Origin of the sequence: Rhizobium sp. BK313 (assembly GCF_014193655.1) — a bacterium.
Taxonomy (GTDB): Bacteria; Pseudomonadota; Alphaproteobacteria; order Rhizobiales; family Rhizobiaceae; genus Rhizobium.
Genome location: NZ_JACHZQ010000003.1, coordinates 631,583 through 645,151 on the forward strand (window position 1 = coordinate 631,583; position 13,569 = coordinate 645,151).

11 protein-coding genes are annotated in these 13,569 nt (G+C 60.7%); 6 read left to right on the plus strand and 5 right to left on the minus strand.

Features of this window, described 5'->3' with window-relative positions; genetic code table 11:
* Position 1 precedes the first annotated feature (1 nt).
* The 4 genes from FHT86_RS19490 (at position 2) to FHT86_RS19505 (ending at position 4,521) form a co-directional block, all read left to right on the plus strand.
* Positions 2-1,165 carry a carbohydrate ABC transporter permease gene (locus FHT86_RS19490; protein WP_133708467.1) on the plus strand — a complete coding sequence of 388 codons (1,164 nt, stop codon included), beginning with the start codon at positions 2-4 and terminating at the stop codon, positions 1,163-1,165.
* Between the two features lie 36 nt (positions 1,166-1,201).
* Positions 1,202-2,854 (plus strand): alpha-glucosidase, encoded by a 1,653-nt coding sequence (locus FHT86_RS19495; protein WP_133708468.1) that lies wholly within the window; start codon positions 1,202-1,204, stop codon positions 2,852-2,854.
* Between the two features lie 22 nt (positions 2,855-2,876).
* Positions 2,877-3,968, plus strand: a complete 1,092-nt coding sequence (locus FHT86_RS19500) for an ABC transporter ATP-binding protein (RefSeq protein ID WP_133708469.1) — start codon at positions 2,877-2,879, stop codon at positions 3,966-3,968.
* A gap of 139 nt (positions 3,969-4,107) precedes the next feature.
* Positions 4,108-4,521 carry a hypothetical protein gene (locus tag FHT86_RS19505; protein WP_183868845.1) on the plus strand — a complete coding sequence of 138 codons (414 nt, stop codon included), beginning with the start codon at positions 4,108-4,110 and terminating at the stop codon, positions 4,519-4,521.
* A gap of 66 nt (positions 4,522-4,587) precedes the next feature.
* On the opposite strand, the gene edd is transcribed toward FHT86_RS19505, so the two are convergent.
* From edd to FHT86_RS19530, 5 genes are all read right to left on the minus strand, one after another.
* Complete coding sequence (edd, locus tag FHT86_RS19510; protein ID WP_133708470.1) at positions 4,588-6,411, minus strand: phosphogluconate dehydratase; 1,824 nt, start codon at positions 6,409-6,411, stop codon at positions 4,588-4,590.
* Between the two features lie 178 nt (positions 6,412-6,589).
* Positions 6,590-7,288 (minus strand): 6-phosphogluconolactonase, encoded by a 699-nt coding sequence (gene pgl, locus FHT86_RS19515; protein WP_133708471.1) that lies wholly within the window; start codon positions 7,286-7,288, stop codon positions 6,590-6,592.
* Between the two features lie 15 nt (positions 7,289-7,303).
* The gene (gene zwf / locus FHT86_RS19520; RefSeq protein WP_133708472.1) at positions 7,304-8,779 is read right to left on the minus strand and encodes a glucose-6-phosphate dehydrogenase; all 1,476 of its coding nucleotides are present in this window, start codon (positions 8,777-8,779) and stop codon (positions 7,304-7,306) included.
* Positions 8,780-8,908: 129 nt separating this feature from the next.
* Entirely contained in the window at positions 8,909-10,207 is a 1,299-nt protein-coding gene (locus FHT86_RS19525) for an FAD-binding oxidoreductase (RefSeq protein ID WP_133708473.1), read from the minus strand.
* Positions 10,208-10,219: 12 nt separating this feature from the next.
* Positions 10,220-11,656, minus strand: a complete 1,437-nt coding sequence (locus FHT86_RS19530; protein WP_133708474.1) for a glutamine synthetase family protein — start codon at positions 11,654-11,656, stop codon at positions 10,220-10,222.
* A 136-nt stretch (positions 11,657-11,792) separates the two neighbouring features.
* On the opposite strand from FHT86_RS19530, the gene FHT86_RS19535 reads away from it, so the two are divergent.
* The gene (locus tag FHT86_RS19535; RefSeq protein ID WP_133708475.1) at positions 11,793-12,977 is read left to right on the plus strand and encodes an NAD(P)/FAD-dependent oxidoreductase; all 1,185 of its coding nucleotides are present in this window, start codon (positions 11,793-11,795) and stop codon (positions 12,975-12,977) included.
* A gap of 320 nt (positions 12,978-13,297) precedes the next feature.
* The gene (locus FHT86_RS19540) at positions 13,298-13,441 is read left to right on the plus strand and encodes a hypothetical protein (RefSeq protein WP_166656857.1); all 144 of its coding nucleotides are present in this window, start codon (positions 13,298-13,300) and stop codon (positions 13,439-13,441) included.
* Positions 13,442-13,569: the final 128 nt, after the last annotated feature.

Below are 13,569 nucleotides of genomic sequence, written 5' to 3' on the forward strand. Positions count from 1 at the left end.
CATGCTTGGAAACCTCGGCCGCATCGGCCCCGCCCGCCTCTTCGTTCACTTCGCGGTTCTGCTCATCGTCCTCATCTGGCTGCTGCCGACGCTCGGTATCTTCGTCACCGCCTTACGCGACAGGGACCAGATCGTCGTCTCCGGTTGGTGGACGGCCTTCGCTGGCTCCACGCAGACGACCGCCGTGCGCCTTGCCGGCACCGACAAGGCAACGCAGGATGGTCCCAACTACGTCATCACCGGCACTGTCGCCGGTGAAGGCAACAGCGGTTACGGCAAGATCGAATCCTTCGGCATGCGCGTGCAGGAGCCGGCCGCCTACAAGGTTGGTTCGCCCGCCGATCTCGGCAATGGCGAGACGCTCACCGTCAATGCCGACGGCACATATCGCTATCAGAAGAATGCCGCTTTCGACGCGGATACGCGTGGCAAACGCATCTATCTGACCATCGCCACCCCGCCACAATTCACCCTGCAGAACTATCGCACTGTTCTGACGGGCGAAGGCATCGGTCAGTCCTTCATCAACTCGCTGACTGTCACGATTCCGGCGACGATTATCCCGATCCTGATTGCGGCTTTTGCGGCCTATGCGCTGGCCTGGATGGAGTTCCCAGGCCGCGCACTTCTGATCGCGCTTGTCGTCGGCCTCATCGTCGTGCCGCTGCAGATGTCGCTGATCCCGCTGCTGCGCATCTATAACGATATCGGCCAGATATTCGGCGTGCCGTCGAAGACCTATCCCGGCATCTGGATGGCGCATACCGCCTTCGGTCTGCCGCTCGCGATCTACCTGCTGCGCAACTACATCGCCGGCCTGCCGAAGGAGATCATCGAGTCCGCCCGCGTCGACGGCGCCAGCGATTTCGATATCTTCGTCAAGATTATCCTGCCGCTGTCTTTCCCAGCACTCGCCTCCTTCGCGATCTTCCAGTTCCTCTGGGTCTGGAACGACCTTCTGATCGCCATGGTGTTTCTCGGCACCGACAAGGATCATCTGGTTTTGACGGCGGCCCTGAATGCCCTGCTCGGCTCGCGCGGCGGCAATTGGGAAATCCTGACGGCCTCTGCCTTCGTCACCATTCTTATTCCGCTCCTCGTCTTCTTCGGTCTGCAGCGCTATCTCGTGCGCGGTCTGCTCGCCGGGTCGGTGAAGGGGGGCTGATCGAAGACCTTTCTATCCATACAGGACCTATTCAGAATGAGCATTGCCTCTCAATCGATTTCGACGGTGGACAAGGACTGGTGGCGCGGGGCGGTGATCTATCAGATCTATCCGCGCTCCTATCAGGACTCCAACGGCGATGGCATCGGCGACCTGAAGGGGATCGCCGTCCGCCTGCCTCATATCGCCGCCCTCGGTGTCGATGCGATCTGGATTTCGCCGTTCTTCACGTCGCCCATGCGTGATTTCGGCTATGACGTCTCCAACTATGAAGATGTCGATCCGATCTTCGGCACACTTGCCGATTTCGATGTGATGATGACCGAAGCCCATCGTCTCGGCATTAAGGTGATGATCGATCTGGTGCTGTCGCACAGCTCCGACCGCCATCCGTGGTTTGTCGAAAGCCGTTCGAGCAAGGACAATCCCAAGGCCGATTGGTATGTCTGGGCCGATGCAAAGCCTGACGGCACGCCGCCCAACAACTGGTTGTCGATCTTCGGCGGTTCGGCCTGGGCCTGGGATCCGACCCGCATGCAATATTACATGCACAACTTCCTGATCTCGCAACCGGACCTGAACCTGCATAATCCTGAGGTTCAGGACCGGCTGCTCGATGTCGTGCGTTTCTGGCTCGACCGTGGCGTCGACGGCTTCCGCCTCGACACCATCAATTTCTATTTCCACGACAGGGAACTGCGCGACAATCCAGCACTGGAGCCGTCGCGCCGCAATGCCTCGACCGCTCCGGCGGTCAATCCCTATAATTTCCAGGAGCATCTCTACGACAAGAACCGTCCGGAGAATCTGAAGTTCCTGCAGCGCTTCCGGGCGGTGCTCGACGAATATCCGGCGATTGCCGCCGTCGGCGAAGTCGGCGACAGCCAGCGCGGGCTTGAGATCGTCGGCGAATATACCTCCGGCAACGACAAGATGCACATGTGCTACGCCTTCGAGTTCCTGGCGCCCGATCCGCTGTCACCGGACCGCGTCGAAGACGTCATGAAGGATTTCGCCGACGCCGCGCCGGAGGGCTGGGCCTGCTGGGCATTTTCAAACCATGACGTAATGCGCCATGTCAGCCGCTGGGGCAGCCTGGTGGCCGATCGCGATGCGCTTGCCAAGCAATATGCGGCGCTGATCCTGACACTGCGCGGCTCGGTCTGCCTCTATCAGGGCGAAGAGCTCGGCCTGACGGAAGCCGATCTTGCCTATCAGGATCTGCAGGATCCCTACGGCATCCAGTTCTGGCCGGAATTCAAAGGTCGGGACGGCTGCCGCACACCGATGGTCTGGGACAGCCAAGTTGCCCAGGGCGGCTTCTCGACGGTGAAGCCCTGGCTGCCGGTAGCGGTGGAGCACATCCTGCGTGCCGTCAGCGTACAGCAGGGCGATGAGAATTCGGTGCTGGAGCAGTATCGCCGCTTCCTCGCATTCCGCAAGCAGCACCCGGCTTTTGCCAAGGGTGAGATCGCCTTTACGGAACCGCAGGGGGACGTGTTGCTGTATACTCGTCACTACGGCAACGAAACCGTCCTCTGCGTGTTCAACATGAGTGCGACGGAGGCAGCGGCAACTCTGCCTGAGGGGAGTTGGCAGGCTCTGGCCGGTCACGGTTTTGCAAGCAACAACTACGGCAACAAGATCGATATTCCGGCCTGGGGCGCTTATTTCGCGCGTCTGGCCTGAGCTTTTGGGGAGGAGAGCATAGATGACGGGACTTGTTCTAAGGGACATCCGCAAATCATACGGAAATGTGCATGTTCTGCACGGCATCGATCTGGATATCCAAGAGGGCGAATTCATCGTCTTCGTTGGGCCGTCCGGATGCGGCAAATCCACATTGCTGCGCATGATCGCCGGGCTCGAGAGCATCACCTCCGGTGACATGCTCATCGCGGGGCAAAAGGTCAACGAAGTGCCGCCGTCTCGGCGCGGCATTGCGATGGTTTTCCAGTCCTACGCTCTCTATCCTCACATGACGGTCTACGACAACATGGCCTTCGGCATGCGGATCGCCAGGGAAAGCAAGCAGGAGATCGACCGCCGTGTTCGCGCCGCGGCAGCGAGCCTTCAGCTTACGCAATATCTCGAGCGCCTCCCGAAGGCCCTCTCGGGCGGTCAGCGCCAGCGTGTCGCAATCGGTCGCGCCATCTGCCGCAACCCGAAGGTCTTTTTGTTCGACGAACCGCTATCGAACCTCGACGCTGCGTTGCGCGTGGCGACGCGTATCGAGATCGCTAAGCTCAGCGACTCCATGCCTGAGACGACGATGATCTACGTCACCCACGACCAGGTGGAAGCCATGACCTTGGCCGACCGCATCGTCGTATTGTCGGCCGGTCGCGTGGAACAGGTCGGCGCGCCGCTTGAGCTTTACGAGCATCCGGCCAACCTCTTCGTAGCGAAGTTCATCGGCTCGCCGGCGATGAACATCATCCCGGCGACGGTCACCGCGACCGGCGCGACGACGACAGTGACGCTAACGGGCGGCAAGGCGGTGGTGCTCGACATCCCCACGGCGGCGTCCGAGCAAGGCAAGACCGCAAGCTTCGGCGTTCGCCCGGAAGACCTGCGGGTGGCGACCGACGAGAATTACCTCTTCGAGGGCGAGGTCTCTATCGTCGAAGCGCTTGGCGAGGTCACGCAACTCTATATCGAAGGCCTGGTGGATGGTGAGCCGATCATCGTCAAGATACCGGGCATTGCAGACGTTAAACGCGGGCAGAAGATGCGCTTTGCGGCCGATAGACAGAAGCTGCATCTCTTCGATGCTGAGGGCCACACCTATCGTAAGCAATAAGGCATCCTCCCAAGGGCGCGGGAGCGCTAGTCCAAGTGTACAAATATAATAAAATGCAACTTGGTCTAGCGCTTCCAAACCTTCTGTTAAATACCGGCTGATAGCCTGAGCTTCGTAATATACTTTAGGGATTTACGACATGGCAGCTTCCGGCACGGCTAATCCAGGCCACCATTTCCTCAACAAGGAAGAGTCCTTCATGTACGACCGCGAGGTGCGGTACAGGATGGAGGATACGATGAACGCGGCGCGGATCGAATATACGGAAAAAGGCGTCATGAACCTGGCTTCACGCCGCTGCGACATCATCCGCATCTCGCAGAGCAGCGCGATCCTGGCGATCCTCACCCAGTATAATCTGCCAAAGCAATTCTATCTCGACATCCCCGATGCCCGCATCACCAAGGTGGGTTGCATCCTGATGAAGATATTCCCCAACAACACGGTGGAAGTCCGTTTCTTGCGCCTTCTGTCGGAGAAGGAAATGAACAAGATCTTCGTCTACAGCACCCACCCTTCGCACCGCGACCGCGTGCTCGATATCCGCGCCTGATTTGAGCTGAAACAAAAAGCCCCGCGCAGCGTCAGCCGCGCGGGGCTATTTTTGGCTGTTATCGTCTCAATGATGGAACAGGACGCTCGCCCCCTGATCGGCCGGGCCGGCGCCGCGGCGGAAGGGGGCGAACAGTTCGCGGCCCATGCCGAATTCGTTCGCAGAGAGGTCGGCGACCACAGGATCGCGTTCGGCCATGTCCGCGGCGTCGACCAGCACTTCCAGCGTGCCGGCAATCGCGTCGATGCGGATGATGTCACCTTCCTTGATACGGGCGATCGGTCCGCCCTCGACAGCTTCGGGGGTGACGTGGATGGCGGCCGGGACCTTGCCCGACGCGCCGGACATGCGCCCGTCGGTCAGAAGTGCCACGCGGAAGCCGCGGTCCTGCAGCACCCCCAGCGCTGGCGTCAGCTTGTGCAGTTCCGGCATGCCGTTCGCCTTCGGGCCCTGGAAGCGGACGACGGCAACAAAATCGCGGTTCAGCTTGCCGTCCTTGAACGCCTGCTGCATTTCAAGCTGGTCGTGGAAGATGACGGCGGGCGCCTCGATGACATGGCGCTCCGGCTTGACGGCGGAAATCTTGATCACCGCCTTGCCGATATTGCCGCGCAGCATCTTCAGGCCGCCATTGGTTTGGAACGGCGCGTCGACGCCCGCCAGCACCTTGGGATCGCCGCTCTTTTCCGGCGCCGGCTCGCGGATGACGCCGCCATCGGCGCCCATCTTCACCTCGATCGAATAGGCGGAAAGGCCCTGGCCGGCGACCGTGCGGACATCGTCGTGCAGCAGCCCCTTCTTCAGGAGCTCTTTGATCAGGAAGCCCATGCCGCCGGCGGCGTGGAAATGGTTCACGTCTGCAAGTCCGTTCGGATAGACGCGGGCAAGCAGCGGGATGATGTCCGAAAGCTCGGAAATGTCCTGCCAGGTCAGCACGATGCCGGCCGCCCGCGCCATGGCGACGAGATGCATCGTATGATTGGTCGAGCCGCCGGTCGCATGCAGGCCAACGACGCCGTTGACGATCGAGCGTTCATCGATCATCTCGCCGGCGGGCGTGAATTCATTGCCCATGGCGGTGATGGCGAGCGCCCGCTTTGCGGCCTCGCGGGTCAGCGCTTCCCGCAGCGGCGTACCGGGATTGACGAAGGAGGCACCGGGCATGTGGAAACCCATGATTTCCATCAGCATCTGATTGGAATTGGCCGTGCCGTAGAAAGTGCAGGTGCCGGGGCCGTGATAGGACTTCGATTCCGCTTCCAGCAGCTCGGCTCGGCCGACCTTGCCTTCTGCAAAGAGCTGGCGCACGCGTGACTTTTCGTCATTCGGCAGCCCCGAGGTCATCGGTCCCGCCGGAATGAAGACGGCCGGCAGATGGCCGAAGGAGAGGGCGGCGATGACGAGGCCCGGCACGATCTTGTCGCAGACGCCGAGGAAGACGGCCGCATCGAACATATTGTGCGAGAGACCGACGCCGGCCGACATGGCGATCAGATCGCGCGAAAACAGCGACAGTTCCATGCCCGGCTGTCCCTGTGTGACGCCGTCGCACATCGCCGGCACGCCGCCGGCGACCTGGGCGATGCCGCCGGCCTCTGCAGCTGCCTCGCGAATGATCGCGGGATAGGTCTCGAAGGGCTGATGCGCGGAGAGCATGTCGTTATAGGAGGTGATAATACCGAGATTGGGCACGCGGTCGCCCGCCAGTGCATCCTTCTCGGAGGGGGAACAGACGGCGAAGCCATGCGCGAGGTTGGCGCAACCGAGTACGGAGCGCTGTGCGCCCGTCGTCGCAGCATTGCGCAGGCGGTCCAAATAGCGTTCGCGTGTCGGCTTCGAGCGCTCGACGATACGTGTGGTAATCGCGGAAATGCGGGCGTCAGCGGCCATGGTCGATCTGCCTCCGTCTGTTCTTGCGCATAATCCCGAAGATCGAATTCGATCTTATCTAGGGAAAGGACTAGGCGCAGACTTCAAATGTCACTGCTATGCCGGTACGCTCTTTCGGGCGCACGGCGCAGCACTGGTTGCTGTGTCTTTCAAGGTCCAATGACGGCCGTTCGGCCTGTCAGGGAGCCCAATAAATCGCGACCGGAGAGGCGGCCCGACGCAGGACGGCGCGGATCGGCATCTCGGTCTCTTCGCCCGGCGCTTCAGCTTTGGCAAGAACGTCCTTTTTGCCTTCTCCCTCGATATGGAGCACCAGCAATCGGGCATCCTGAAGGCTGGAGAAGGTGAACGTCAGCCGGGGTTCGCCGGCCCCTTCGGCTTCCATGGTAATGATGCCGCGCGGGGTCTTCGCATCGAGCGCAGTTGCGAGATTGCTCCCGCCCGGGAAGAAGGAGGCCGTGTGGCCGTCATTGCCCATGCCGAGGATGGCGACATCGAAGGGATGACCGAGAGCCTTGGTCTTTTCGGTGGCGATGACTGCGGCCTCCTCGACGGAAGCCACTGCCTGGTAGAGCGGAAGGAAGTTGGCGGCTGCCGCCTTGTCCCTCAGCAGGTTTTCCTGGACGAGCAGGTGGTTCGAGCGCGGATTGTCTGATGGCACGAACCGTTCGTCGACAAGGGTAATCGTCACCTTGCCCCAATCGAGCGGACGCGATGACAGCGACTGGAAGAAGGCCTTCGGCGTCGAGCCGCCGGAGACCGCGATGCTTGCGGAACCGCGCGCGGCGATGGCGTCCGAGAGGGTCTCGGCTACCTTGTCCGCGAGCTTGCCGGCAAGTTCGGCACCATTGGCGAAAGCATTCATGTTCGCTGTCATCGTCGTTGTCCCGGATTAGATATCGTCGTGCCAGGTGCGGCCGTCACGCTCGATGAGCGCGATAGCTTGGCTCGGACCCCAAGTGCCGGCGGTATAGCCCTGCACCTGCTGGCCGGCTTCTTCCCAACCCTTGAGGATCGGGTCCACCCACTTCCATGCGGCTTCCACTTCGTCGCGGCGCATGAACAGCGTCTGGTTGGAGCGGACAACGTCCATCAGCAGCCGTTCGTAGGCGTCCGGGTTGCGGACGTTGAAAGCCGAAGCGAAGCTCATATCGAGCGAGACGTTGCGCAGGCGCATGCCACCCGGACCCGGATCCTTGATCATCAGCGACTGCTTGACGCCTTCGTCCGGCTGCAGGCGGATGACCAACTGGTTGGCGACGATGCGGCCGGCGGCCTGATCGAAAATGTTGTGCGGAATGGGCTTGAAGGTGATGACGATTTCCGACATGCGGCCGGCAAGACGCTTGCCGGTGCGGATGTAGAAAGGAACGCCGGCCCAGCGCCAGTTGCCGATTTCAGCCTTGATGGCGACGAAGGTTTCGGTGTTGGAGACGCCGCCTTCCAGTTCGTCGAGGTAGCCCTTGACGGGACCGCCTGCGGAAGCGCCGGCGCGATATTGGCCGCGCACGGTCGCCTGTTCGACGTTGGAAGCGTCGATCGGCTTCAGCGCCCGTAGCACCTTCAGCTTCTCGTCGCGGACGGCTTCGGAATCCATCGAGGAGGGGATTTCCATCGCGGTCAAGCAGAGGAGCTGCAGGATGTGGTTCTGCACCATGTCGCGCAGGGCACCGGCCGTATCGTAGTAACCGGCGCGGCCTTCGAGGCCGACCGATTCCGCGACCGTGATCTGCACGTGGTCGATGTGGTCGGCATTCCACAGCGGCTCATAAAGCGCGTTGGCGAAGCGCAGCGCCATCAGGTTCTGCACCGTTTCCTTGCCGAGATAGTGGTCGATGCGGAAGATCTGCTCTTCCTTGAAGACCTTGCCGATCGTGTCATTGAGCTGCAGGGCGGAAGCAAGGTCGCGGCCGATCGGCTTTTCGACGACGATGCGGGTCTGCTTGGTGATCAGCTTGTGATCGTGGATCTTCTGCGAGATATCGCCGAAAATGCCGGGAGCGACGGCGAGATAGAAGGCGCGAACGCGGTCCTTGCCTTCTTCCAGAATCTTCTTGAGCTGATCCCAGCCGGCATCGGTCCTGGCGTCGACCGGCACGTAGAACAGGCGCGCGCAGAATTTCTTCACTTCTGCTTCGTCGTATTCGCCCTTCTTCAGGTGCTCTTTCAGCGCGGCTTCGGCGAACTTTCGGTATTCTTCATGTGAAAGCGCGCTGCGTGATGCGCCGATGACGCGGGTCGGTTCGGAAAATTGGCCTTCGATTTGGCGGTGATAGAGGGCGGGCAGAAGCTTGCGTTCTGCGAGGTCGCCGCTGCCGCCGAAAACGACATAGTCAAATGGTTCAACGGGAATGATTTGGCTGCTCATGAGGTATCTCTCAATCGGTCTTGGTTAAGGCCCCTTTTAATCTAATCGATTTAAAAAGGCCAGTGTGCATCGCGAAATTCAGACTCGGCTTTTAGAGCGAATTGCCCAGATAGGAAATCCACATCGTCATTAAAACCTGTCGCGCAACGCAAACCACGAGAGCGCCAGGAACAGGAGAGGCGCGCGCATGCGTGCCCCACCGGGGAAGGGTGGGATGTTCAACGCCTTGAAAAGCGCAAGATCGTCGGCGTTCCCGAGAACTGTTTTCGCATAGAGTTTACCGCAATAGTTTGACAGCATGACCCCATGCCCGGAATAGCCTCCGATGGAGGTGACGCCGGGCATGACCTCGCGCACGAAAGGCTGGCGCGGCATGGTGATGCCGACGGACCCGCCCCAGGCGTGGGTGATGTTGACGTTGCCGAGGGCCTGATAGATTTCGGCGATCTGGCGGCGGATGTGCTGCGTTATGTCGCGCGGATTGTCGGAAGTGTAGGCCTCACGCCCGCCGAACAGCAGACGTCCGTCCTTCGACTTTCGGAAATAGCGCACCACGAATCGCGAATCCGCCACCGCCTCTCCGCCGGGCAGGACGTCGGGAAACTTGTCGAGCGGTTCCGTGGCGCCGATGAAGGAGCGGATCGGCATGACGTGGCTCGCGGTCACCGGTTCCAGATTGCCGATATAGCCGTTGCAGGCAATCAGCGCGCGGTCGGCGGTAATCGTGCCGCTGTCGGTCTCGATCAGTGTCTTGCCGCCCGATTGCCGGATCGCTTTTGCCGGCGTCATTTCGAAGATCGATGCACCGGCAGCCTGCGCTACCCGGGCCAAACCCATGAGCAGTTTCAGCGGATGGATATGGCCGGTACCCATATCCCTGACGCCATAGAGATAGAGCTTGGAGCCAAGCCGCTCCTGGGTTTCCGCCCGATCCATGAAGCTGACATGCGGATAGCCGTAGCGCGTCGCGGCGATCTCGGCGTTCTCCATATAGGCGCGCTTGTGGCTCGACTTGTGCGTGACATTCATCTGGCCGGGCATGAAGTCGATGTCGATGTCATGCTCGGCGGCAAAATCGAGAAGATGATGCTTGGCATCCTCGGCAAGATCGAACAGCGCCTTTGAGCGCTCGTAGCCGATCTTCTCTTCCAGCTCTTCGGGCCACGAGCGTTGGCCGGTGCCGAGCTGGCCGCCATTGCGGCCCGACGCGCCGTCGCCGAAGCGGTTGGCATCGATGAGCACGACATCGACGCCGCCCTTGGCAAGATTATAGGCAGCCTGCAAGCCGGTATAACCGCCACCGATAATGGCAACGTCGGCGCGACGGGAACCGTCGAGCTTGGGATAGGCCGCGCGAGGGCCGACGGTTGCCTGATACCAGGAAAGGCCCGGCGCGATCGGGCTCTGCCATGCTTCCTGCAATGTCATGGGCGGGCCTCCTCACACGTTGAGCAGAAGGAATTCGCGCTCCCAGGGGCTGATCACCTGCATGAAGGTTTCGAATTCGCCGCGCTTGACGCCGACATAGATGTCGATGAACTCCTTACCCAGGACCTCTTCGAAAGCCGGCTCGTCTTCCAGGAGCGCAATGGCTTCGAGAAGACCGCGCGGCAGGTCGATGGAGCCCTCATTGGCCGAATCCTCGGTCGGCGCCGTCGGTTCAACCTTTTTCATGATGCCGAGCAAGCCGGAGGCGAGCGAAGCTGCGAGCGCCAGATACGGATTGGCGTCCGAGCTCGGCAACCGGTTCTCGACGCGGCGCGCCTGCGGATCGGAGACCGGTACGCGGAAAGCCGTGGTGCGGTTGTCGTAGCCCCAGGCGTTGTTGACCGGGCAGGACATGTTCGGCGCCAGACGCCGGTAGGAGTTCACGTAGGGCGCGAGCATCGCTAGCGCATTCGGTACGTAGCGCTGCATGCCGCCGATGAAGTGGAAGAATTCGGGCGAGGGACTGCCGTCTGGATTGGTGAAAACGTTCTTGCCGGTCTCGATGTTGACCACCGACTGGTGGATATGCATCGCCGAGCCCGCCTGGCTCTGCATCGGTTTGGCCATGAACGTGGCATAGATGCCGTGCTTTAGCGCCGCCTCGCGAATAGTGCGCTTGAACATGAACACCTGGTCGGCAAGCTCGATCGGGTCCCCATGGCGCAGGTTGATTTCGAGCTGTGCCGGACCCTCTTCATGGATCAGCGTGTCGATCTCCAGACCCTGCTTTTCGGAGAAGTGATAGATATCGTCGATCAACTCGTCGAATTCGTTGATGCCGGCGATCGAATAGCCCTGGCCCCCGAGGATCGAGCGGCCTGAACGGCCCTTCGGCGGATGCAATGGATAGTCCGGATCGTCGTTCTTAGCGACGAGATAGAATTCGATCTCGGGCGCCACCACCGGCTTCCAGCCGCGCTCGCGGTAAAGTCCCATGATCCGCTTCAGCAGATTGCGCGGCGTATAGGACACCGCCTCGCCATCGGAATTGACGATGTCGCAGATCACCTGCGCCGTCGGATCGCTTTCCCAGGGGACGACCGAGAGCGTCGAAAGGTCGGGCACCAACTTCAGGTCGCTGTCGCGCGGCTCGTAGCGGAAGTTTTCGGTTTCCTCCGGATATTCGCCCGAAATCGTGTGGCGATAGATTGCAGAGGGCAGGGCCAGCGAGGTGTTGGAGGTGAATTTCGACGTCGGCATCATCTTGCCGCGCGGCACCCCCGCAAGGTCCGGCGTGATGCATTCTATGTCTTCGATCCCGCGCGCCCGTAGCCATTGTGCCGCTTCCTTCCAATTTGCCACGCCGCGGGCCGATCTTAAACTCGGGGGAACTGTTGCGACTTTCGAGACCGGCATAGAAGCTTTCAGCGGGGTCTTTTTCGCAGGCATAAAACACCGTATTTGCGTTGATCGGAGATTGCATCATAACCGCAGTTTGCCAATTGGCGAGGGGGAAACCGCTCGGACTTTCGCCATATGATGGAAAAATGACCATGCAGCGCAGCAATCGATAAAGGAATGAAACGTGGCCGGCAGATATGATGTGATCGTCCTTGGCGCAGGTGCCGCAGGCATGATGTGCGCCATCCGCGCCGGCCAGCGCGGTCGCTCCGTCGCCGTCCTCGACCACGCCGCCGCACCGGGGGAGAAGATCCGGATTTCCGGTGGCGGCCGCTGCAATTTCACCAACATCTATGCCGGCTCCAAGAACTTCCTCTCCGCCAATCCGCATTTCGCCAAGTCGGCCCTGGCGCGCTTCACGCCGAAGGATTTCCTGGCCATGGTCGAGAGCCACGGCATTGCCTGGCATGAAAAGACGCTCGGTCAGCTCTTCTGCGACAACAGCGCCAAGGACATCATCCGTATGCTGACCGACGAGATACGGTCCGCCGGTGTGGATTTGCGGCTGCGCACCGACATCGGCGCGATCGAGCCCGTTGCCGGTGGAGGCTATCGCGTCGCCACAACAGAAGGCGCGTTGTATGCTGCCTCTCTGGTCATCGCCACCGGCGGCAAGTCGATCCCGAAGATGGGTGCCACGGGCTTTGCCTATCGCATCGCCGAACAGTTCGGCCTGCCGCTCATTGAGACGCGTCCAGGCCTCGTGCCTCTGACCCTCGATCCCCAGCTTCTCCAGCGTTTGGCGCCGCTTGCCGGCATTGCCGCGCCCGCCGAAATCCGCCATGGCAAGACGGCGTTCCGCGAGGCCCTGCTTTTCACCCATCGCGGCCTCAGCGGTCCGGCGATCCTTCAGATTTCCTCCTACTGGCGGGAAGGGGACGAGATCACCGTCGCGATCGAGCCCGATATCGACTTATTCATCACGCTGAAAACTGCGCGGCAAGCCAACGGCCGGCAATCGGCGCAGACGGCTCTCGCGGAGATATTGCCGAAGCGGCTGGCGCAGCATTTCGCTGAGGGGGAGGGCATGTCGGGTAATATGGCGGATCAACCCGATAAGCGCCTGCAGCAACTCGCTGCCGCCGTGCAGGCCTGGCCGGTCAAGCCGTCAGGCTCCGAAGGTTATCGGACGGCGGAAGTCACGCTTGGCGGCGTCGATACCGCCTGTCTGGATTCGAAGACGATGCAGGTGAAAACCGTCCCCGGCCTCTTCTTCATCGGCGAGTGCGTTGATGTCACCGGCTGGCTCGGTGGCTATAATTTCCAGTGGGCCTGGGCTTCCGGCCATGTCGCCGGCAAGGCGGCGTGAGGGGCTCGTTCTCATATCGCCTACGCCTCAAGCTCCTGTCATAAGTGCAATTCCCGAAATAACCATGCAGATGCGTCAAATCCGAAGCCGGCAACACGCCGCCGAATTGGCGATTGATCCCGCTGGTATCGTGTTGCCGAAGTAGAACTCGCGGTTACAATGTCTTAAGCCTTACAAGCAAATATTCGCAACATGCGACAATTGCGACTAGGCTCTAGTTCTGGCGTTTTCCTTTCCTACATCTTTATTTTCTACATTGGCGGTTGCCGGAACGACCTTTTGCCGGTTATCGTGTCAGTGCGAAAATGGGATTTAGGCTCATGAACAGAACACAACGTCGCGCTCGCGCCATTGCAATTGCTCAAACCCGTGACAATGCCAAGTTGGTGGCCACTCGGCTGCTGATGTTGGCGACCGGCGCCACGGCTGCCTGCATTGCTTACCTCGCGGTGCGCAGCTTCTAATATCGTCGACCTGATCGGCTTCGGTCGCCATTGCTCGGCGGTCGTTATGTGCGCATACGCGGGACATTCTCTCGGCTGAGCTCTCGCATCCCCTGCATTTCCAGGCTTTCTTCGGGTGTCAAACGCCT